We start from the raw sequence: 21,928 nt of genomic DNA on the forward strand, positions 1-21,928 counted from the left end.
TTAAGAATTATGATACATTCAATGACTGGTTATGGGAAATCTGTTTTACAGTTACCAACCAAAAAAGTAACGATTGAAGTGAAATCGTTAAACAGTAAAAACCTAGATTTGAATGCCAGAATGCCTTCAATTTACAGAGAAAAAGAATTGAGTTTACGCAAGCTAATTGGTAATCAATTAGAACGTGGCAAGATTGATTTTTCTATTTATGTTGAAATGACTGGCGAAGAAACCAGCACACAAATTAACAAACCAGCTGTAAAACAATACATGAAGCAGCTAAAAGAATTGGTAGATGGTGATGACACTGAACTGCTAAAAATGGCTGTACGTTTTCCAGACGCGTTAAATACCGAACGTGAAGAAATTGATGAAAACGAATGGAATATTATTTTAGGCGAAGTAAAAATAGCACTAAAAAATATTGACACCTATCGTTTGGATGAAGGGAAAGCACTAGAATTGGATTTTAGAAATCGTGTTCAGAACATCACGAATATTTTAGAAGAAATTATTACCATGGATCCGGAACGTATTGAAGGTGTTCGTGAGCGTTTACGCAAAGGTGTTGAAGAATTAAAAGAGAAAGTTGACGAAAATAGATTTGAGCAAGAATTGGTTTTCTACATCGAAAAATTTGATATCACGGAAGAAAAAGTTCGTTTAAAAAACCATTTAGATTATTTTGTTCAGGCTTTAGATTCTGACGATTCTAACGGTAAAAAATTAGGGTTTATTGGTCAGGAAATGGGTCGTGAAATCAACACAATTGGTTCAAAAAGTAATTATGCACCTATGCAAAAATTAGTCGTGCAAATGAAAGATGAATTGGAGAAAATAAAAGAACAACTCTTAAACGTACTATAACAGAATAATCCATTTCTATTCGTTTTTAAAATAAAATTACTTTGACACAACAAACCAACAACCATACAGGTAAACTAATTGTATTCTCTGCACCATCAGGATCTGGAAAAACCACTATTGTACGTCACCTTTTAGGTTTAGACGCTTTAAATTTAGAGTTTTCTATTTCTGCTACGTCTCGTGAAAAACGTGGTGACGAAATAGATGCTAAAGACTATTATTTTCTGTCGGCTCAAGCGTTTAAAAACAAAATTAAAGCTGATGAATTTCTTGAATGGGAAGAAGTATATCGCGATAATTTTTATGGCACTTTAAAAACTGAAGTGGAACGTATTTGGGCACAGGGCAAACATGTTATTTTTGATATTGATGTATCTGGCGGTTTACGTATTAAGCGAAAATTCCCAAAAGAAACACTCGCTGTTTTTGTAAAACCACCCAGTATTGACGAATTAAAAATTCGACTAAAAAAGCGTAAAACAGAAACGGACGATAAAATAAACATGCGTATTGCTAAAGCATCAGCGGAATTAGCAACAGCACCACTTTTTGATGTTATTATTGAAAATGATAACTTGGAAAAAGCGTTGGTAGAAGCCGAAAGCTTGGTTTCTAATTTTTTAAAACCCTAAATAACACTTATGAAAATAGGCTTATACTTCGGAACCTTTAATCCTATTCATATTGGACATCTTATTATTGCCAATCAGCTTGCTGAACAAAGTGATTTGGATCAAATTTGGTTAGTAGTAACACCACAAAGTCCGTTTAAAAAGAAACAATCCTTATTAGATAATTACCAGCGTTTGGAAATGGTTTTTCGCGCCACCGAAGATTATGACAAACTCCAACCAAGCGATATTGAATTTTCGTTACCACAACCCAATTACACGGTAAATACCTTGGCACATTTACAGGAAAAATATCCACATCATGAATTTTCCTTAATTATGGGTGAAGACAATTTAAAGAGCTTTCACAAGTGGAAAAATTACCAATTTATTCTGGACAATCATGATATTTATGTATATCCTAGAATTTCAGAAGGCACCATTGAAACCCAATTTGATGGCCATAAACGCATTCATCATGTAAATGCACCTATTATAGAATTATCATCCACATTTATCAGACAATCCATTAAAGACAGTTTCAATGTAAAACCCATGTTACCACAAGCGGTTTGGCAGTATATTGATGAGATGAATTTTTATAAGTAAGCTATTCCCACAATCTTTTAAGGTTTGCTGTGTTTTGAGGTTTTTAAAACAGCTTGTACTTTTTTCCGATCAATAATACATTTTTGACCTTTTATTCGCCTCCTAACAGTATCCAATTGACGCATAATTAAGGGGTGATAAATAATGTTGGTATCATCGTTTTTTAAATTCTTTAAAACTTATTTGTATGAATACAAAGCCACTCCTTGTAGTATCTTAAAAGATTGAATAAGCGTTGTTTTATATTAAAATAGTTATTAATTTATAATCATCAATGCAAAAATGAGTTTACAAAGACTATTAAGAGCAATAACAATATAGGAAAATCCTTTATTTTTTAATTATGGATAATAGTCATTATAAAAAATAAAAGCGCTACAATTTCTTGTACCGCTTTTCTACTTTTAAAATGTAAACTATTTTAATTATTTTTTACAACTCTTTTTATTTGGGAAGTTTCATTTGTAACAATTTTCACAAAATAAACTGCATTTTCTAGATTTTTTATAGAAATATCTCCTGATGCATAGTTATAAATTGTTTTAATTACTTGACCATGAGTGGAAATTATTTGAATAGTAGAACTACTGTTTTCTAATCCCTTTATTGTAAATCTATCTGTCGTTGGATTTGGATAAACTAGCAGCTTTGAAAGATTAAAATCAGTTACGCCTAAAGGCTCACAATTACCGTTATCTTCTACCGTTACTGTAGCTGTACTACTGTCTGAGTTTCCATTGGTATCTGTTGCCGTTAACGTAACTAGAGTTGGCGTTCCTACATTATTACAATTAAAAGTTGTGATGTCTAAAGTTAAGTTTGCAATTCCACAATTATCTGTACTTCCTCCATCCACATCGGCCGGGCTAATAGTTACGTTTCCATTCTCTTCAAGCTGAACGGTTATGTTTTGACTAACCGCAATTGGTGCTTCCGTATCGTTAACAGTTACTGTAAAGCTACAGCTTGAAATAGTTCCTATTTCGTTAATAACTTCAAAGGTATTGGTTGTTGTGCCAATAGGGAATTCACTTCCACTTGGTAAACCTGAAATTTGATCCAATTCTAGATTAGACTGAATTTCAACTATAGAATTATCAATTGATGGTCCATTATTTCCTATATTACTTTCTATAGGTCTCCCTCCGTGTTCAATAAAAATATACCTTACTCCTGCTGGATAGTTTGAAAAAGTATGCGACACTGTTTGTGTGATAGCCAAACAGGTTAATTCACCAGTGCTATAGGAATCTAAAACAGCTCCATTCTCATCTCTTAATTCTGCGGTGTAAAAATAAATATCGTTAAAATGCCATGGTGCTGCAGTATCAGCATGCCCCAAGTAATCTTCAGAAACTACAATATTTGGAGATTTATCCAACCAAGATGTGGCGTAACCTTGCGCCATCAGGTCAATTACCTGACTTTTAGCATGCTGGCCAATAGTGGTTTGGAATCTCCCATCCATCACGATCCACCACCCGCCTACAGAAGGAAAATCAGTAATGTCCCAACCTATTAAATCTTGATCTGCATATCCATTTACTAGTAATTGCCCCGTATTTATTACACTGCAACTTTCTATTATAGGGTTTGTAAATGTTACTATAGCACCACAGGTACTAGAATCTGTATCTACTATCATATTGTTTAAACAGCTAATTACAGGGCTTATATTAGCTCTAACAGTAACAACCGCATTTCTAGTCTCACTATTTCCATTAGCATCTGTTAGGGTTAAGCTAACCGTATTATCGCCAATATTAGTACAATCAAAAATTGTTTTGTTTAAATCAAAAGTTGTAATTCCACAATTATCAAAGGAACCAGTATCTATATCGCTTGCTGTAATAGTTATACTGCCAGTAACATCTAATGCTACTACGATATTTTGAACAACTACAGTTGGCGGTGTATTATCTTGAACAGTAACAATTGCATTCGCGTTAGCGCTATTTCCATTGCTATCTGACACGGTTAAAACAACTGTATTTTCGCCAATATTAGTACAATCAAAGCTCGTTATATCTAAAGCTAAGCTTGCAGCTACACAACTAAAACTTCCACTATCTACATCGGCAGGGTTAATAGATACAATTCCATTTTCGTCAAGCTGAATGCTTATGTTTTGGCTAATAACGGTTGGAGCTTTAGCACTATTCACAGTTACAGTAAAGCTACAGCTTACATTATTTCCAGCACCATCAACAACTTCAAATGTATTGGTAGTTACACCCGGAGGGAATTCACTTCCACTTGGTAAACCTAAAATTTGCTCCATTACAACACTACAGTTATCTGTAAATATAGGATCGGCAAATGTTACTATAGCTCCACAGCTGCCAATATCATTAGCTATTACAATATCGTTGATACAAGTAATTTCAGGAATATTATCATCTTCAACAGTAACAGTAAAACTACAAGTTGCTATATTTCCAGCACTATCTACAATTTGAAATGTATTAGTTGTTATGCCCTGAGAGAATTCGCTTCCACTTGGTAAACCCGCAATTTGCTCCACAACTACATTACAGTTATCTGTAAATGTAGGGGCTGTAAATGTTACAATAGCTCCACAACTACCAGTATCAATATTTACTACAATGTCGTTAGGACAGGTAATTACAGGAATCATATTATCTTGAATAGTAACAATAGCATTGGCGCTAGCAGTATCTCCATTAGTATTTGTTACGGTTAATAAAACTGTATTTTCTCCAAGATTTGTACAGTCAAAACTTGTTATGTCTAAAGCTAAAGTTGGAGTTCCACAATTATCTGTAGACCCATTATCTATATCGTTGGCTGTAATTGTTACTGCTCCATTAGCATCTAACACTGCTGTAAGATCTTGAGTAATTACTATTGGCCCACTAATAACAGTAACTGTTGCATTCGCATTTGCACTATTTCCATTAACATCTGTTGCGGTTAGTGCGACTGTATTTTCACCTTGATTTGAACAATCAAAAGTTGTTATGTCTAATACTAAGCTCGCAATTCCACAATTATCTGTTGAACCGTTATCTATATCATTAGCTGTAATATTTGCAGTTCCATTAGCATCTATTACTACCGTAATATCTTGAGTTGCTACAACTGGTGCACTATTATCTTCAATAGTAACAATTGCATTCGCGCTAGCACTGTTTCCAGTAATATTTGTTAAGGTTAACACAACTGTATTTTCTCCAATATTTGTACAGTCAAAACTTGTTGTATCTAAAGTGAAAGTTGGAATGCCACAAGCATCTGTTGAACCGTTATCAATTTGACTAGCTGTTATAGTTGCAGTTCCAGTAACATCTAATACTACTGAGATATCTTGAGTTACGACACTTGGAACAGTATTATTTGATCCACCTTGAGACTCAAAAGCCCCAAGGTCTAATTGCTCTCCATTATATATTCTTGGGTTTCCTGCAAGATCAGTGATTCTGTTTAATCTTCCATTAACTTCTGAACTTACATTCTCTGAACCTGTGTTAATAGCGGGCGAACAATCTGATAAGCTATAATCTAGATTTAGCAAAGGATCAAATGTGTAAACCTGTTGCGTATGAGGGTGATTGTTTATGGAGTTATTCATAATAAGGTTATTCCAAACCCTCGAGCTTCCATAGCCGTTATTAATAAAATTTTCATCATAAATATAAACTTGTGTCCCGGCTCCCATGTTATCCCATATAATATTATTTAATATATATATTTGAGAATAAAGGGGCATATAAGCATGAAAAGCACTTCCTGAACTTGTGTTTACAGAACTCCCTGAATTATTCACAAAGGTATTCACAGTTAGATAATGTGAAGTACCAATTACTCCAGTCATGTTTATCGCACCACCTACTTCTGCAGAATTCCCATCAAAAAGAGAGTTTGCTATTTTTGTACGTATAGGGTTTTGTAATTTAATAGCTCCGCCAGTAACAGCTGAGTTATTAATAAATTTACTTTCATAAATTTCCACATTATTATCACTTCCTGTAATTGCACCTCCTTCATCCGGACTAATATTATCTTTAAAAAGACACCTCATAATTTTAATCGCTTGTTTATGAGCAAAAATGGCTCCGTTGTTAGCAAACCTAACACCATCCACATTTTTAAAGGTAGAGTCTGTAATTTCTAAACTACCCGGTCCCGGTGAGTCTCTTACTTGAAGTGGACTATTATCAAAAACACAATTCGTAATAATACCTTCAGGACAAAATAATACGGCGCTATTTTGAAATGTAATACCATCTAAAACAACCCGATACGCTTCAACAAGCACTAAATAATTGTTCTCAATTATTGTTATGTTTTGTGTAAGGTTTCGCTCTGATTTTAAAGACTCTGTTCCATTAAAACCTCCATAGATAAATATCAAGCCTCGTCCTTGGTTAAAAGCTAAATCATAGGAACCCTCTAATAACCAAATCTCGTCACTAACATAGCCATTATTCATATGATTGGCGTATAAACCCGCTATAGTTGTAGCGTTTGCCCAACTATTTCCGCTTTCTGTTCCAGAACCTGTTGGCGAAACATATACTTGAGCTGTTGTACTTAAGCCTATTAAAAATGCTATTAGTAATAAAGTGTAATACCTTTTTATGTTTAAATTTTTCGAATTAAATAGCTTGTAGTGTTTTTTCATAGGTTTAAATTATTAGGCATTTGGGTTAATCGATAAATTGCTGAATACAAATGACTTGTATAAAGAAATCTCTATTTAATAATAAATGGTTTTTAGAAAAGTTATTATTAAATCAGCATTATTTAATTGTGAAGATTTAAAGAAGACTTTTTTGATTGGCGTGCAATATAACTGTTTTTTTATTTGTAAGAATTTTACTAGTCATTAACACTATTTATCTTACAACAAATTTATACTAAAAGTGGTAAAATTCTATCTTCTTAAAAATTACTAATTGCCTGTTTGAAATACAAAACTAAGCTACTAATTGTACATTAATATGGGCTTACACTTTTTATCAAAGTATATTACTTTCTACTATATTCTATGTTTAGTAGCAATAAAGGCGTCGTTCGTTACGTTTTTGTGTACTAGCATTTTCGAAGAAAAAGCAACTAATATTGGTTAAAATTAATATCGTTTTATTGAGCTGTACAAAGTTTTATCTTATACTCAAATTTTTGCAGATAGTTTTAGTCTGTAAATCAAAAGAAGGTCCAATGTGATAGCCACTCATTACACCATCTATAGTAGCACTATTAATAAATTTAGCCCGTTTAAAAAGAAACAATCCTTATTGGATAATTACCAACGTTTGGAAATGGTTTTTCGTGCCACAGAAGACTATGACAAACTCCAACCAAGCGATATTGAATTTTCGTTACCACAACCCAATTACACGGTAAATACTTTGGCACATTTACAGGAAAAATATCCACATCATGAATTTTCATTAATTATGGGTGAAGACAATTTAAAGAGCTTTCACAAGTGGAAAACTATCAAGTTATTCTGGACAATCATGATATTTATGTGTTTCCTAGAATTTCTGAAGGCCCGATTGAAACCCAATTTGATAACGATAAACGCATTCATCATGTGCATGCACCCATTATAGAACTATCTTCTACATTTATCAGACAGTCTATAAAAAATGGTATCAATGTAAAACCCATGTTACCTCAAAACCGTTTGGCAGTATATTGATGAGATGAATTTTTACAAATAAATCCTTTCACCCGACTATAAAACGGGAATTTCAATACCATTTATAGCTTGTTCATAAACTATAATATCTGCCTGAATTAATGCAGTATTTGCGTGAATCGTTTCCTTAAATAGTTTTTGATAATAGCCCACGCCTTCTAATAAATTAGCTTTAAAGGCTGTCCATTTTTTAATTTGCTTCGCTGATAAATCATCTGTAAACGTGGCTATGTCATTCTTTAAGTAATCCACATACATTTTCAGCTCTTTTACAAACATATTTGGTCTGTAAGTATCCGATAAAACGGATGTTTTTCCATAAATATGCTTAACCATTTGTGCCAATGAAACTTCTTTATCAAAATAAGCCAAATTGGGTCCAGGACAAATTACCACACCTTGCTGCTGCCCTTTTACAGGCATCTCATTTTCTAAATAGGACGCATTGGCAAGACCAACACAAAGGCAGGCTTTTTCAGTGATTTTATTTTTTGTCATTTCATAAATAGTAGCTGTCAACGTTTCTTTTCTCGCATCAAGTTCCTCCAATTTTACATCCTGATATTTTTTGGATGCCGTACAAATACCTTCTGGCCCAAACTCTTTACTCAATGCTAAAAACTTTTTAGGACATGAACTTCCCGCTTTGTTATTATCAATACGGGTTTGCTTATAAAACTCGTTAGACGTTCCCTTAATGGTATTAAAAGGCACGCCTAATGGCGAAATACCACTTAAATACAAATCGGATTCTTTAGCTTCTGCCAATAATTTTCGTGTTTCCTTATCTACAGATGTCGCTTCTGGAACTAATAAAAATGGACTTCCCCAACCTACAGAATCCACCTGATAGTTGTTAATTAAAAAATCGTGTTCCGCAGCCGTACCAACACCGCCTTGAACGGTTATTTTTATATCTAATGGTTGTTCTGGGGTAAACAACGCTTTATCCGTTAATGCTTTAACAAAAACGGTATGTGTGTCTTGTATTAACTCTGATTTTTTGCATTTAAATTCTTCTAAAATGGGTCCCAATAAATGCCCGTCTGTAGCAAAGGCATGACCACCACAATTTAAACCTGATTCAATTCGGTATTCGGAAACCCAAAGACCCTTTTTGGCTAAAAATTTCCCTTGAATTATAGCAGAACGGAAATCACTTACCTTTAAAATAATTTTCTTTGTGATCTGATTTTTTGCATTGGGATAAAAATCGTTGAAATTCTCAAAATAGCTATATAATCTTGGGTTCATACCTGCAGAAAGCACCACAGACGAACTTAAATTACTATTAGCAAAACCGCGAAGTGATGCATGTGCATCATTAAATTCCACTGGTAATTGTTCCGATTTAATAAAGTTTTCTTTATCAATTTTGGTCATGATATTCACATCAATTTCACCAGCCGATAAATGGGAGTCTACATAGTTTTTAATGCTATCTTTAAGCATCAAACCTTCACCTAACAAATTTGAAAGTCCTTGTTTGATGTTGGATTTATTGGGAAGCATATCTATAAAATTCTCTAGAGCCGATTTGCTTTCTGAAATTTCTTCTTTAAATTTTACAAACTTATTTTTAACAATGGTATCTACCAAGTTTAAATATGCCGTAATACGTTTAGCACGATAATCGTCTACTTTTTTAGAAATTTCCTGATAAGGCAAACTAAATTTTTCACTATAAAAAGCGTTCATACGCTCTAAAAGCTCATCGTCAATAATGGAAATTACAGACGAAATCCCGTATTGCGCCACACGAATAGGGCTATCTATGGTATAGGCTAAACCCATAACAGGAATATGAAAATTATGTGTGTGTTTTGGAGCTATCATGAAATGTATTTTTTAAAAAATAATTAAGACGCAAAGGTGCCAAATGTAAACTTCCTAAAAAATGATAATTATCATACCTTTTAGTCTTTTATTGTTTTAGATTAAAAGATTTTAATATATATTGTTGATATACATCTAGCTATTACACCTAACGCACGCATCTTTTCAGAAGAAAAATGTACTCTAATAGCTTTTAATTATTATTTTTAAAAACTGTAACATGTACCTATAAATTTCATGTTCTGTAATCTGCAATAAAACCACCACATGACCACGCTTCCTGTTTCTGCCTCAACCCTATCTGAAACCGCTTTAGGCAACTTTATAAAAGACACGTATCAACTAGCGGCAAATTTTAGCTGTAAGTTATACCGAACAGGTTTAAACCACACCTACTTTATTACAGATGGGCAAACCACTTTTGTTATTCGGGTTTACTGTTATAACTGGCGAACAAAAACGGAAATTCAGGAAGAGTTACGTTTATTAAACCAACTTAAAAACAACAACCTTTCGGTTTCATTTCCTATTGCTGACAAAAATGGGAACGTAATTCAAGACATTCAAGCACCAGAAGGACTGCGCCATGTGGTACTTTTTTCCTTTGCCAAAGGTGACAAAATTCGCGTTATGAAACCAGACACCTGTTTTGCTATTGGCGAAATTATGGCAAAAATTCATAATGAAACCGAAGGCCAGAAAATAGACCGCATTCATTACGATTCCAGTACACTATTGCACACATCATACAAGCATTTAAATTCATTTTTTCCTGACACAAATGATGCTATGAAGATTCTTAAAAACTTGGGACAAAATTTATCAAAAACATTCAACGAAATTGATACGTCCGCGTTACCACAAGGTATTGTTCATTTGGATATTTGGTATGATAACTTGAATGTAGCTGCGTAAACGGATATTACTATTTTCGACTTTGATAATTGTGGAAATGGCTTATTGATTTTGGATGTTGGGTATTTCTGTAAACAGCTCTTTTTTATTGAGCCGGATAAGGACCAATATCAATTAAAATTACATAGTTTTTTAAGCGGTTACCAAAGTGTAAGACCTTTATCTGAAACAGCATTGCAATTAATTCCAGAAGCAGGAACCGCCATTTTCATATATTATTTGGGTGTACAAGCCCAACGCTTTGATTGGTCCAATATATTTTTAACCAAAAATTATTTAAACATGTTTGTTGGCCGAATAGAAACGTGGATAGATTATAATAAAATGCAAAAAATCGTTTAGATTTGTTGGTATATGTACTTGGGATAAGATTTTTATTTGAATGTTATTCGAAGTTGAAAAAAGTGTGTTTACAAAAATATGAAAATAGCAAAAGTGTTTCTTTATTGTATACTAGTTGTTTTAATAAATAGCTGTACCGTTAGTAAAGCCGTAAAATATCTTAACGAAGGAAAAACATCGGAAGAAAATTTTAAAGTTACTTTACCTTTAGAGTTAAGAAATGGATTCATAATTGTACAAGCAAAAATAAAAAATAAGGATTATAATTTCATTTTAGATACAGGAACACCCAATCTTGTATCAAAAGAACTGGCTAAAAGTTTAAATTTAAAGGTTATTGATTCCGTAAAAGCTTCTGATGTTTTTAATAAAAAACAGACTAACCAATATGCAAGAATAGATTCCATTAAAATTGGAACACTTGATTTTGTTGGAACAGCAGCCTTAATAAATGATTTTAACTCTGTAGCAGTTTGGTCTGATATGAATGTTGACGGATTTATTGGGTCAAATTTAATGCAACACGCTATTTGGGATATTGATTTTAATAAAAAACAAATTACTATAACTGACAACGAAGCTAAATTAAGCTTACCTGAAGAAATAGTTGAGAATAAATTATTTATTGGTTATGCAGGAATACCTGCTGTTGCGTGTAAAATAAACGGAAAAAAAGTTTGGAATTTTACTGTAGATTTTGGGTATAATGGCGGTATTGTGATGCCATTTTCTGAATTTGAAAAGCAAAAAGAAAATGGTCAAATTTCAGATTTCACAAAGTCCAATACACATGGTATTGTTGGAATTTATGGAAAACAAGATATAACAAGAGCATCTTATAGAGGACTAATTAATGAAATAGAATTCGGAAATTCGACTCTAAAAAAGGAAAAGGTATATTCAGAGCAATATTTTAATCAATTGTTTGGTTTAGAGTTTTTTAGAAATTATCGGGTTATTCTAAATTGGAAAAGCAAAAAAATAAAGTTGATAGAAAATACAGAAAACACCAATTTGGAATAAAAAACATCGTATTATAAAGTACGGTTGTAAAATACAGCAACATGTCCTGCAACAGAATCATACATGAATAAGAAAATCATAGTCGAATATAATTTAAATCTTATCCAAAAAATACATGTGTCTGTAATTTTGGCAATCGGGATTTCGATATATTTTATAACTAGAAACATAAATTATACATTTAAAGATACGATTGAACTCTTTACGCCATTACTTCTAACTTTTTATATTCTGGGAATGGTAGCAATTATAGTTTCTAAATTAGGACTAATAATTAATGCCAATAAACTGTATAAAGGATATTTTGTTTTTGGCCGTTTAATCTACAAACAACCTATAGATTTAAAAAATAAACCTATCGTTTCAATCCTAAAATCACAAGGTGCTCATGGCATGCCTACAGTAGGATTAGTAGCGCCTCAAGGCGTAAACAATTATTATAAATTCTACACCTATTTATTAGACAAGTCTCACACGGAAAAAACAGAATTAATTGGATCAAAAAAATTAAAAAACGCGGAATTAATAGTGGCATTTTTAACCAAAAACTTAAACTTGGATTATGAACTGTACAGCCCAAACTTTGATTTAAAAAATAGTGGGTAAGATTTTCGTTTCAAAAATCTGCACTTTTCATTCACAAAATCGTTGGATTAAATTTAACAGAACCACTAAAAAGTAAACCTAATTGTTTACTTTTTTTATTTATTGTAAACTTAAAGCTTTACAAAAAATGAGAAATAAGCACAAACTTTTAATTGAGCAGTTAGACCAAAAGCTTCATCCATTCGCTGAAACCCGAAAGATCTTGGTTCCACAACGTGGATGGATAAATACAATTAGAACATCACTCAATATGACAATGGCACAACTTGGTGCCAAATTAAATATAACACGACAAGGTGTAAAAAGGATTGAAGAACGTGAAGCTAATGGTTCCATAACTCTCAACTCTTTAAAAGATGTAGCCCATGCACTGAATTTAAAATTAGTATATGCACTAGTGCCAATAAACGGAACCATCAACGATTTAGTTGAAATAAAAGCAGAAAAACTGGCCAGAAAGATTGTCTTAAGGACCAATCAAAATATGAAATTAGAAGGCCAAGGAATTGGCGATGAAAAACTAGCTAAAACCATAAAGGAACTGGCTAGTGAAATAAAAAGCGAGATGAAAAAATCATTATGGGATTAGAATTTGATTATAAAGTAGGGCAAACACCTTTAGACGAAGTTGAAAAGGAGGGTCTTAAAATAAAGTCAATTACTATTCAAGGAGAACTAGATGAATTTGAGCAATTGAATATTGAAAAAGCTGTCGAATGGACTATTCATACAAAATTAAAACCTGAAAAAATTTTAACCGAAAAATTTGTAAAAGACTTACATAAAAGAATGTATGGCGATGTATGGAAATGGGCAGGTGAATTCAGAATGACTGAAAAAAACATTGGAATCCCGTGGACACAAATTGGAATTGAATTAAAAAATTTACTGGACAACACGAAATACAGGATAGAATACAAAACTTTTCCGCCTGAAGAACTAGCTATAAGATTTAAACATCGTATAGTATCCATTCATTGCTTTCCAAATGGAAATGGAAGACATTCTCGAATGATGGCTGACATTATTATGGAACCCATATTCGGGAATGTCATATTTTCTTGGAATCAATCAAATACGGTAAAAGCTAGCGAAACACGAAATAAGTATTTAAAATCCTTGAGAGAAGCTGATAATGGCAATTTTACATCGTTAATTGAATTTGCAAAGAACTAAAACTAGCTTAAACTGAAAAAGATGCTGAACTACAACAAAATATTTCAGATTAGAGAATCTTATTCTAATCGACCATTTAGAGGTGTTATTGAAAATTTTGATTTGGCTGAACCTGAAATTTCAAGAGGAGAAAAACACATAACAGAAACGGTTACGGTAAAACATTCAATGGGTGGACAAACCCTTTATGATATAATTTGGACAACTAATGCTTTTCCGTTAATAGTTAGCGAAAGAGTAATTAGGTTATTTAAATCAAATGGAATTACAGGTTGGAAAACATACAATGTTGAAATTCGCTCAAAAAAGAATGAATTGATTGACCAAAATTTTTTCGGACTTATTATAACTGGACGCTGTGGCCATCGAGATTATTCTAAAAGCTCAATAGTATTAAGCAAAATTGGAGTGTACACCAGACCTCACATTAAAGGTTTTTATTTTAACGATGATTCCTGTGACGATTCTGATTTATTTATGAGTAACCCAGATGAAGAAGGAAATTCAACTATGCATCGTTTTTGCTCACAAAAAGTTGTAAACCTATTTCAAAAAGAAAAAATAAAGAATATTAATTTTGAAAACCTAAATGAGCCAACATTGGCAATTGAACTACACCAAATACCCCTGACTGACAAACAGAAATCTGAAATGGAAAAATTAAAAACCAGCATTAGGTAACAAAGAACTCCGTTAAAAACAAGCAAACGTTTATTCCAAAGAATATTCTGCAACCAGTTTCACAAAATCCAAAGAACTAATCATTCCTACTATATTTCCTTCGTCCATTACTACCATGTGGTGCACGTCATGCCTTAACATCATTTTAGCGGCCGCATTAGCGCTTGAATTTACATGGACAACATGAACTCTAGACGATGTCATGACATCTTCCACAGTCGTGCTTTCTTGAACATCTCTATTCATATCCGTCGTGGTTACAATACCGCGAATAATCATTTCCGTATCTAATGTGTCTTTTGAATAGGATATAATTGGAATAGAATTAATTCCTTGATCCTTCATTAGCGCTCTTACTTCAATAACACTGTTTTCTCCTTTAGCTGTAATAACAGGCGTTGACATAAAGTCTTTTACTTGTTTTCTCATAAACTCATGTTTTCAAATTTATAATGCTATAAGCAGAAGTAACCATCCACTTACTTTAATTGTAAAAATAAGATTATATGTACCTAATTCAAATGATATTAATCATATTCAGACGAATAGACTATGTAGAAAATAAAGAAGTAGCAACTAAAAACACTTTTTAGTCTTTTTAGTTTTCTGCATCCACAATTTGTAGTTTTAGGGTGTTTATCCAAGTAGAGACGTTTTGGGTCGTTTATCATTCAAATGTTCGACCTATGTTTGACCTACCTAAAAAACAAAAGCCCTTACATTTCTGTAAAGGCTTTGTCTAACTGTGCTCCTCCTCTTAGGCTCGAACTAAGGACCCTCTGATTAACAGTCAGATGCTCTAACCAACTGAGCTAAGGAGGAGTGTTATCGCTTTTGCGAGCGCAAATATATATATATTTTTAATTACAACAAAACAAGATTTGATTTTTTCTGAAAAAATTTCTCATCTTTATTGTCATTCAAAAATCGCTTTGTAAATATCATTTCCATTTGCAAACAATACCAAGGATATAAGTAGTATGAAACCAACTAGTTGCGCATACTCCATAAACTTATCGCCTGGTTTTCTGCCTGAGATCATTTCATAAATTAAAAACATGACATGACCGCCATCTAAGGCAGGAATCGGTAATAAATTTAAAACACCTAACATAATAGATAGGAAAGCTGTAATAGCCCAAAAAGCTTTCCAGTTCCATGATGGTGGGAACATATTTCCAATGGCTGCAAATCCGCCCACTTGAGCTGCACCTTTTTTGGTGAATATGTATTTAAACTGTGCTAAATAATCCTTAATAGTCCAATATCCTAATGAGGCTCCTTTGGTAACACTTTCGCCAAAGGAATAATCCTTGTGGTTAATTTTTACGTAGTCTGGATCTGTTCCTTTGGTTATTATACCAATAGTAGCATCCTCACTTGGAGTTACTTTTAAAATTTCGTTTTCGCCATTACGTTCTACAACAAGACTCACCTCTGGGGCTTGCGTGTTTTTAAGCACAAAGGATAAATCCGTTAAGTAATTAATTTCTATTCCATTAATATTAATTAATTTATCAGTAACCAATAGTCCTGCTTTTTCAGCTGGAGAATCTGGCACGATAGAATCTAATACAAACGGTGTCCGTGGTGCCATGGCAGGTAAATCGCCAGCCTCAAACAACTGCGTTCCTATATCTTCTGGCAATGTTAGCGTTTCTGTAGCTCCTGATGCACGCTCTACTTGTATTTCTTTAACATCTCTAAATAGTAAGTGGGAGGTAATATCTGTAACTTCAGAAAAAGGTTTACCATCTACAGATACTATTTTATCACCTTGCTGGAAACCGTATTGTTCCATAGTTTTAGTAACGCCAAAACCATATTTAATATCGTCTTTAGTGGTATAGTCTGTTCCCCAAACAAACAAAATCATCATGTAAATAACAAAACCTAATACGAAGTTTACAAATACACCACCAAGCATAATTATTAAACGTTGCCATGCTGGCTTGGTTCTAAACTCCCACGGTTGTGGTGGTTGTGCCATTTGCTCTTTATCCATGCTTTCATCAATCATTCCAGCAATTTTTACGTAACCACCTAATGGTAACCAACCGATTCCGTAAACGGTATCGCCAATTTTTTTCTTGAATAATGAAAACTTAATATCGAAAAACAAGTAGAACTTTTCTACACGTGTTCCGAATAATTTTGCAGGAATAAAATGACCTAATTCGTGTAAAACAATAAGAATAGACAGACTTAAAAATAATTGTGCTGCCTTTATTAATATAATTGTCATAAGAGATTCTTCTTTTTATAGCGCACAAAAGTAGTGTTTTAACACCATTTAGAAAACTATAAGCGATTTATTGCTATTTTTTTAACACGGTTTTGTTTATAATACCCCTACTCGTTTCAAACTTAACAAATAGTATTCCAGAAGCATAGCCGGAAAAATCTATACTAGAGCTCCAAGAATTAGTTTCCAATAGCTGCCCTAATGCATTGTAAATTTTCACGTTTTTAATCTGCAAGCTTTCTGGCTTTTGAATATGAACCATATTGGAAGTTGGATTCGGATACACCATTAAATCAGCCTCTAACGCAAAGTTTTCCGTTGATAGTGTTACCGAATTGTTTTTTGATATAATATCGCTTTCAGGATCAAAAAGCACGTCAGCAACCGTGAAATTGACTGTTTTTAGAAAACCTTGACTATTACTCGTATTATCTAATATAACATCTAGCGTTTCGCCATTGGTGCCGACAAATCGGACAGGAACTGGTACCTCAAAAAAGTTGACAGACGCATGACTTTGTACTTGCGATACATTTAAATACACCGAAGTTGAAGAAGGTTGATTCCACGTTACTGTATAAGTTGGATAACCTTGATTGTAAATCCAATCGCTAAAAAACTCGGTTAAATCCTCACCGGACGATGTTTCAACAATATTAATAAATTCATCTGTTTTGGCATATGCATAGGCATGATCTGGATGACTTAAATAATCATTCATAGCTTGAAAAAATGGCACGTCTCCGAGTTTTTTCCGAAGCATGTGCACAACCATAGACCCTTTATTATAACTTAACCGACTACTAAAAATACGGTTAACACTCGTGGTGTCTGAATCTGATAAATATACCGCACCTCCAGGTTGTGATGTAATAGAAGCCACCAGACCTGTTTTAAAAGCGCGAAATTCTGCGTTTCCATCAATATTCTCAATAGCCAGACCACTTAGGTAAGTTGCAAAGCCTTCATTCAACCAAATATCTTTCCAGCTGCCACAGGTAACTTTATTTCCAAACCACTGATGCGCCAATTCATGTGCTATCAGGTTTTGACCAAAACTTCCCATAAATGAAACCGTTGTATGCTCCATACCGCCTCCCCAACCAAATTGGGCATGACCATATTTTTCATCGGCATATGGATAGCTTTCAAAAAGGTTTGAAAACACATTCATAATATCTACTGTTATCGGTGTGCTCGCTTGTGCATAGGCTAAATTTTCAGGGTACACATAATTTACTATATCAAACGGCGCACCATTATTAGCTACTTCGTGAGAATACACCGTATAATTGGTAGCTGCAATAGCAATTAAGTAAGCAGGAATAGGATAATTATGCTTAAACCTTGTGGTTTTTAAATTTCCAGAAACAGTTTGGCTAATTTCCAATCCATTGGAAACAGATACATATTCCTCATTATTTGGTGTAAATTGAGGCGTGGTTATATAAACATCAATAGAATCTATTTTATCAATTAAATCCTGTTTGCATGGCCACCAACCTTTTGCGCCATAAGGCTCTGAAAGCGTCCAAATTACTGGTGTCCCACTATGTGTAGTTTGTTCAAATGAACCAAAACCTGAACTTTCCGGATTTCCAGAATAGGTAATCGTCAATGAATCTAAAACACCTGTATTTTGAATTTGCGGTAAGGTAATAACCACTTCATCAGCAGAATTGTGAATAAAAGCCAAACTAGTTCCACGCTGCGTAACTTGAGATACCGTCATATTATCTGTTAACTCAAATGTAATTTGTGATAAGGCTTCCTTCGCTTCAAAATATGTGGTAACATCTCCTGAAATAAATGCAACAGCTGGATCAAGCGTTAAATCTAATCGATGATATTTTACATCATAATTGCCCGTATTCAGGCTAAAGCGTTGATTCATTTTTTTTAAGGCCATTTTGGCTTCAGCCTCTTGAATTTTATTGAAGGATTTTATATAATCCTGCGCCATAAATGGTGTTGAGACCAAAAATAATAGGGCAAATAAATACGGTTTCATGTGTGGGTTTTTAACTAAAATAATATTGAATGTTAAAAATACCACTTAAATCTCTATTCTGTTGTAATTTTGCATCAGAATTGTTCTATTAACAGACCTCAAAAACATTCAGTATGCTGTCATTTTTTAAAGACTACAAGTATTTTGCTATCGTTTTCCTGACTATTTCAATTATAATCATGGCCGTTATTTACAATATTTTAAATGTCCAGAAACCATTGCCAATTTATCAACCTGCTATGGTTAATTTTGAATTAGTAGATAGTACCATTCAATACAAAAAAAAATATCATAAAATTGCTGATTTCAGTTTAACTAATCAGAATGGCGAAACTGTAACACAAGCTAATTATGAGAATAAAATTTATGTAGCTGATTTCTTTTTTACAACCTGCCAAACCATTTGCCCGATTATGACGGATCATATGGTTTACATTCAAAAAGAACTGAAAGATGAACCAGATGTTATGTTGCTATCACATACGGTTACACCCGAAATTGATTCGGTAGCTCAATTAAAAAAATATGCACTAAAAAAAGGTGTTGATGATTCCCGATGGAATTTAGTAACAGGTGATAAAAAACAAATTTATGACCTAGCAAGAAAAAGCTATTTGGCTGTAAAAGATGTGGAAGGTTTTGATCCTTATGACATGATTCATACTGAAAACTTCATGCTTATTGATAAAAAACGGCAAATTCGCGGCTTTTATGACGGCACCAAACCAGAAGAAATTAAACGCTTAATTGCTGATATTCATATATTAAAGAAAGATTCTGAATAGTTTTATTAGCACAATTTTTTTACCCTAACTTTTTACATTATTTTTGCTTCTTTAAAATCAATCTAAATAAGCTTGCAGGTGACTTTAGCAGAAATAAAACGTGGTGAAATAGGCATTATTGTCGATGTGTCCTCTGTACATATTCCCCTAAAACTATTAGAAATGGGTTGCCTTCCAGGTAATACCGTTGAGCTAGTTCAGATGGCACCTTTTGCTGATCCGATGTATTTAAACATTAACGGAAGTCATTTGGCAATCCGAAAAGAAACAGCCATTCACATTCAAATAGAAATTTCTAGATGAGCAAGCAAATTAATGTTGCATTAATAGGGAATCCTAACACAGGAAAAACGTCTGTTTTTAATGCATTAACCGGTTTAAACCAAAAAGTTGGTAATTACCCTGGTATTACGGTTGAAAAAAAAGAAGGGATTTGTAAACTACCGCGTGGTGTTAAAGCCCATATTATAGATTTACCTGGAACCTACAGTTTAAATGCCTCGTCCTTAGATGAAAATGTGGTTATTGAATTGCTTCTCAATAAAAACGATAAAGATTTTCCTGATGTTGCTGTCGTTGTGTGCGATGTAGAAAACATCAAACGAAACCTGTTGCTATTTACACAAATTAAAGACCTTCAAATTCCAACTATTCTTGCTATTAACATGGCTGATAGAATGGATTACAAAGGAATAAGTCTAGACATACCCTATTTAGAAGAGCAACTAAATACCAAAATTGCTCTTATTAGTACCCGAAAAAAGAAAGGTATCTCGGAACTTAAAGAATTAATTGCAAATTATAGAGACTTATCAAGTGAGCCATGTATGAAGGCCTCGGAAATAGATAAGGTCTATTTTGATAATCTACAAAAAGCATTTCCAAATCAGCTGTTATACAAATTGTGGTTAGTAATAACACAGGATGTAAACTTTGGAAAAATGGACCGGAACACGATTGATGCCGTTGCCGATTTTAAAACAAAAACCAATACCGATTTAAAGCGCCTTCAACAAAAAGAGACAATAAAGCGCTATCAGTTTATTAATAATACACTGAAAAAAGGACAAACCATAGACTTAAATACGGCTAAAGATTTACGCATCCGTTTGGATCGTATCTTGACACATAAAGTTTGGGGTTATGTTATTTTTGGGTTTATCCTTCTAACTATTTTTCAAGCAATCTATGATTGGTCCAGCATTCCAATGGATTTTATTGATAGCTCCTTTGCTTCTTTAAGCGAATGGACAAAAAATGTGATGCCAGAAGGCACGCTAACCAATTTAATTTCTGAAGGTATTATTCCGGGAATTGGCGGTATTGTAATATTTATTCCACAAATTGCCTTTTTATTCCTCTTTATTTCCATTCTGGAAGAAAGTGGTTATATGAGTCGTGTGGTCTTTTTAATGGATCGTGTTATGCGAAGATTTGGATTAAGTGGAAAAAGTGTTGTTCCATTAATTTCTGGTACAGCATGTGCCATTCCAGCAATTATGGCAACCCGGAATATTGAAAGTTGGAAAGAGCGGTTAATTACCATTTTAGTCACACCTTTTACTACCTGTTCGGCAAGATTACCCGTTTACTTAATCATTATTGCGCTCGTAATTCCGGAGGGTCGTTTTCTAGGGTTAAGTTTTCAAGCCTTAACGTTAATGCTACTATACTTAATAGGTTTTGGCGCAGCTGTTGGTTCCGCTTGGATTTTAAATAAGATTCTTAACATAAAAAGCAAAACATTTTTTGTGGTAGAAATGCCTAATTATAAACTACCACTATTTAAAAATGTTGCCATAACGGTTCTGGAGAAAACAAAATCTTTTGTGTTTGGTGCTGGTAAAATAATATTGGCGATTTCTATTGTATTGTGGTTTTTAGCGTCTTATGGTCCTGGTGAAAATTTCAATAATGCCGAAGCTATTGTTACAGAACAATATGCCAATGAGGTTTTAACGGACACCGAACTAGAACAGCATGTAGATTCCTATAAATTAGAACATTCGTATATTGGTATAACAGGTCGTGCTATTGAACCTGCCATTCGTCCATTGGGTTACGACTGGAAAATAGGTATTGCACTAATCAGTTCGTTTGCAGCACGTGAAGTTTTTGTAGGAACATTAGCCACCATCTACAACGTAGGAAGCGATGAAGAAGAAACTATTAAAAACCGTATGGCTGGTGAGGTCAACCCTATTCTAGGTGGTCCTTTGTTTAATTTTGCGTCGGGAATTTCACTGTTACTATTTTATGCCTTTGCCATGCAATGTATGAGTACGCTAGCTATTGTAAAACGCGAAACTAACAGTTGGAAATGGCCAGCTTGGCAATTGGTAGTCATGACAGTTTTTGCTTATGTAGTAGCTTTAATTGCCTATCAATTATTAAAATAATCTATTGAAAGTTTATAGTTTTTTGATGAGCAAATAAGTTGAAAATAGTTATTTAGCTTGAAAACAATTGAATAACAAAATAACTTAATAACCCTTTTATGGTTATAATATTTAAAGCAACTAAAAAGAAATTAATTAAACTGTAAAGCTT

At 33.4% G+C, this 21,928-nt stretch carries 18 protein-coding genes, 1 tRNA gene and 1 pseudogene; 14 read left to right on the forward strand and 6 right to left on the reverse strand.

Annotated elements, in window-relative coordinates; translation table 11 throughout:
* The first annotated feature begins 9 nt into the window (after positions 1 to 9).
* From ES675_RS02140 to nadD (ES675_RS02150), 3 genes are read left to right on the forward strand one after another with little or no spacing between them, the layout of a single operon-like run.
* The gene (locus ES675_RS02140) at positions 10 to 867 is read left to right on the forward strand and encodes a YicC/YloC family endoribonuclease (protein WP_066249266.1); all 858 of its coding nucleotides are present in this window, start codon (positions 10 to 12) and stop codon (positions 865 to 867) included.
* Between the two features lie 41 nt (positions 868 to 908).
* Positions 909 to 1,499, forward strand: a complete 591-nt coding sequence (gene gmk / locus ES675_RS02145; protein WP_148367212.1) for a guanylate kinase — start codon at positions 909 to 911, stop codon at positions 1,497 to 1,499.
* A gap of 9 nt (positions 1,500 to 1,508) precedes the next feature.
* Positions 1,509 to 2,087, forward strand: a complete 579-nt coding sequence (gene nadD, locus ES675_RS02150; RefSeq protein WP_066249263.1) for a nicotinate (nicotinamide) nucleotide adenylyltransferase — start codon at positions 1,509 to 1,511, stop codon at positions 2,085 to 2,087.
* Between the two features lie 421 nt (positions 2,088 to 2,508).
* On the opposite strand, the gene ES675_RS02155 is transcribed toward nadD (ES675_RS02150), so the two are convergent.
* A complete protein-coding gene (locus ES675_RS02155; RefSeq protein WP_066249260.1) occupies positions 2,509 to 6,732 on the reverse strand; it encodes an HYR domain-containing protein in 4,224 nt (1,407 codons plus the stop codon).
* A gap of 541 nt (positions 6,733 to 7,273) precedes the next feature.
* On the opposite strand from ES675_RS02155, the pseudogene nadD (ES675_RS02160) reads away from it, so the two are divergent.
* Positions 7,274 to 7,780, forward strand: a pseudogene (gene nadD / locus ES675_RS02160) (nicotinate (nicotinamide) nucleotide adenylyltransferase).
* A 14-nt stretch (positions 7,781 to 7,794) separates the two neighbouring features.
* Here nadD (ES675_RS02160) and ES675_RS02165 read toward each other — a convergent pair.
* Positions 7,795 to 9,594: a hypothetical protein gene (locus ES675_RS02165; protein WP_066249255.1), complete on the reverse strand. Its 1,800-nt coding sequence runs from the start codon at positions 9,592 to 9,594 to the stop codon at positions 7,795 to 7,797.
* Between the two features lie 267 nt (positions 9,595 to 9,861).
* On the opposite strand from ES675_RS02165, the gene ES675_RS02170 reads away from it, so the two are divergent.
* From ES675_RS02170 to ES675_RS02195, 7 genes are all read left to right on the forward strand, one after another.
* Positions 9,862 to 10,509, forward strand: coding sequence for a phosphotransferase (locus ES675_RS02170; RefSeq protein WP_231931262.1), 648 nt, complete (start codon positions 9,862 to 9,864; stop codon positions 10,507 to 10,509).
* A gap of 45 nt (positions 10,510 to 10,554) precedes the next feature.
* Entirely contained in the window at positions 10,555 to 10,851 is a 297-nt protein-coding gene (locus tag ES675_RS16575) for a protein kinase family protein (RefSeq protein WP_231931261.1), read from the forward strand.
* A 78-nt stretch (positions 10,852 to 10,929) separates the two neighbouring features.
* Positions 10,930 to 11,874, forward strand: a complete 945-nt coding sequence (locus tag ES675_RS02175) for a retropepsin-like aspartic protease (protein ID WP_066249248.1) — start codon at positions 10,930 to 10,932, stop codon at positions 11,872 to 11,874.
* A gap of 63 nt (positions 11,875 to 11,937) precedes the next feature.
* Complete coding sequence (locus ES675_RS02180) at positions 11,938 to 12,480, forward strand: hypothetical protein (protein ID WP_148367214.1); 543 nt, start codon at positions 11,938 to 11,940, stop codon at positions 12,478 to 12,480.
* A gap of 127 nt (positions 12,481 to 12,607) precedes the next feature.
* Complete coding sequence (locus ES675_RS02185) at positions 12,608 to 13,069, forward strand: mobile mystery protein A (RefSeq protein WP_066249240.1); 462 nt, start codon at positions 12,608 to 12,610, stop codon at positions 13,067 to 13,069.
* Positions 13,060 to 13,656, forward strand: a complete 597-nt coding sequence (locus ES675_RS02190) for a mobile mystery protein B (RefSeq protein ID WP_066249237.1) — start codon at positions 13,060 to 13,062, stop codon at positions 13,654 to 13,656. The genes ES675_RS02185 and ES675_RS02190 overlap by 10 nt, the downstream gene beginning before the upstream one ends.
* 21 nt (positions 13,657 to 13,677) lie before the next feature.
* Positions 13,678 to 14,337, forward strand: a complete 660-nt coding sequence (locus ES675_RS02195; RefSeq protein ID WP_066249234.1) for an imm11 family protein — start codon at positions 13,678 to 13,680, stop codon at positions 14,335 to 14,337.
* 30 nt (positions 14,338 to 14,367) lie between these two features.
* On the opposite strand, the gene ES675_RS02200 is transcribed toward ES675_RS02195, so the two are convergent.
* The 4 genes from ES675_RS02200 to ES675_RS02215 all read right to left on the reverse strand — a co-directional run bounded on the left by ES675_RS02200 (position 14,368) and on the right by ES675_RS02215 (position 18,593).
* Positions 14,368 to 14,766 (reverse strand): CBS domain-containing protein, encoded by a 399-nt coding sequence (locus ES675_RS02200; protein WP_066249230.1) that lies wholly within the window; start codon positions 14,764 to 14,766, stop codon positions 14,368 to 14,370.
* Positions 14,767 to 15,085: 319 nt separating this feature from the next.
* A tRNA-Asn gene (locus ES675_RS02205) sits at positions 15,086 to 15,159 on the reverse strand.
* A 94-nt stretch (positions 15,160 to 15,253) separates the two neighbouring features.
* Complete coding sequence (gene rseP, locus ES675_RS02210; protein ID WP_066249228.1) at positions 15,254 to 16,582, reverse strand: RIP metalloprotease RseP; 1,329 nt, start codon at positions 16,580 to 16,582, stop codon at positions 15,254 to 15,256.
* Positions 16,583 to 16,655: 73 nt separating this feature from the next.
* Entirely contained in the window at positions 16,656 to 18,593 is a 1,938-nt protein-coding gene (locus tag ES675_RS02215) for a M1 family aminopeptidase (protein ID WP_066249225.1), read from the reverse strand.
* Positions 18,594 to 18,706: 113 nt separating this feature from the next.
* Between ES675_RS02215 and ES675_RS02220 the strand changes: the two genes are divergently transcribed.
* From ES675_RS02220 to feoB, 3 genes are all read left to right on the forward strand, one after another.
* Positions 18,707 to 19,378, forward strand: coding sequence for an SCO family protein (locus tag ES675_RS02220; RefSeq protein WP_066249222.1), 672 nt, complete (start codon positions 18,707 to 18,709; stop codon positions 19,376 to 19,378).
* 72 nt (positions 19,379 to 19,450) lie between these two features.
* Entirely contained in the window at positions 19,451 to 19,681 is a 231-nt protein-coding gene (locus ES675_RS02225) for a FeoA family protein (RefSeq protein ID WP_066249219.1), read from the forward strand.
* Positions 19,678 to 21,777 (forward strand): ferrous iron transport protein B, encoded by a 2,100-nt coding sequence (gene feoB, locus ES675_RS02230; RefSeq protein ID WP_066249214.1) that lies wholly within the window; start codon positions 19,678 to 19,680, stop codon positions 21,775 to 21,777. The genes ES675_RS02225 and feoB overlap by 4 nt, the downstream gene beginning before the upstream one ends.
* The last annotated feature ends 151 nt before the right edge of the window (positions 21,778 to 21,928 follow it).

Origin of the sequence: Algorimicrobium algoritergicola (genome assembly GCF_008086165.1) — a bacterium.
Classification (GTDB): Bacteria; Bacteroidota; Bacteroidia; order Flavobacteriales; family Flavobacteriaceae; genus Algorimicrobium; species Algorimicrobium algoritergicola.

Bases quoted from the DNA above. Each gene is read 5' to 3' on its own strand.
- feoB (WP_066249214.1), top strand. From the start codon at position 19,678: ATGAGCAAGCAAATTAATGTTGCATTAATAGGGAATCCTAACACAGGA.
- ES675_RS02155 (WP_066249260.1), bottom strand. From the start codon at position 6,732: ATGAAAAAACACTACAAGCTATTTAATTCGAAAAATTTAAACATAAAA.
- ES675_RS02215 (WP_066249225.1), bottom strand. From the start codon at position 18,593: ATGAAACCGTATTTATTTGCCCTATTATTTTTGGTCTCAACACCATTT.
- ES675_RS02190 (WP_066249237.1), top strand. From the start codon at position 13,060: ATGGGATTAGAATTTGATTATAAAGTAGGGCAAACACCTTTAGACGAA.
- ES675_RS02175 (WP_066249248.1), top strand. From the start codon at position 10,930: ATGAAAATAGCAAAAGTGTTTCTTTATTGTATACTAGTTGTTTTAATA.
- ES675_RS02220 (WP_066249222.1), top strand. From the start codon at position 18,707: ATGCTGTCATTTTTTAAAGACTACAAGTATTTTGCTATCGTTTTCCTG.
- ES675_RS02170 (WP_231931262.1), top strand. From the start codon at position 9,862: ATGACCACGCTTCCTGTTTCTGCCTCAACCCTATCTGAAACCGCTTTA.
- ES675_RS02195 (WP_066249234.1), top strand. From the start codon at position 13,678: ATGCTGAACTACAACAAAATATTTCAGATTAGAGAATCTTATTCTAAT.
- rseP (WP_066249228.1), bottom strand. From the start codon at position 16,582: ATGACAATTATATTAATAAAGGCAGCACAATTATTTTTAAGTCTGTCT.
- ES675_RS02165 (WP_066249255.1), bottom strand. From the start codon at position 9,594: ATGATAGCTCCAAAACACACACATAATTTTCATATTCCTGTTATGGGT.
- ES675_RS02185 (WP_066249240.1), top strand. From the start codon at position 12,608: ATGAGAAATAAGCACAAACTTTTAATTGAGCAGTTAGACCAAAAGCTT.
- ES675_RS02180 (WP_148367214.1), top strand. From the start codon at position 11,938: ATGAATAAGAAAATCATAGTCGAATATAATTTAAATCTTATCCAAAAA.
- ES675_RS02140 (WP_066249266.1), top strand. From the start codon at position 10: ATGATACATTCAATGACTGGTTATGGGAAATCTGTTTTACAGTTACCA.
- ES675_RS02200 (WP_066249230.1), bottom strand. From the start codon at position 14,766: ATGAGAAAACAAGTAAAAGACTTTATGTCAACGCCTGTTATTACAGCT.
- nadD (WP_066249263.1), top strand. From the start codon at position 1,509: ATGAAAATAGGCTTATACTTCGGAACCTTTAATCCTATTCATATTGGA.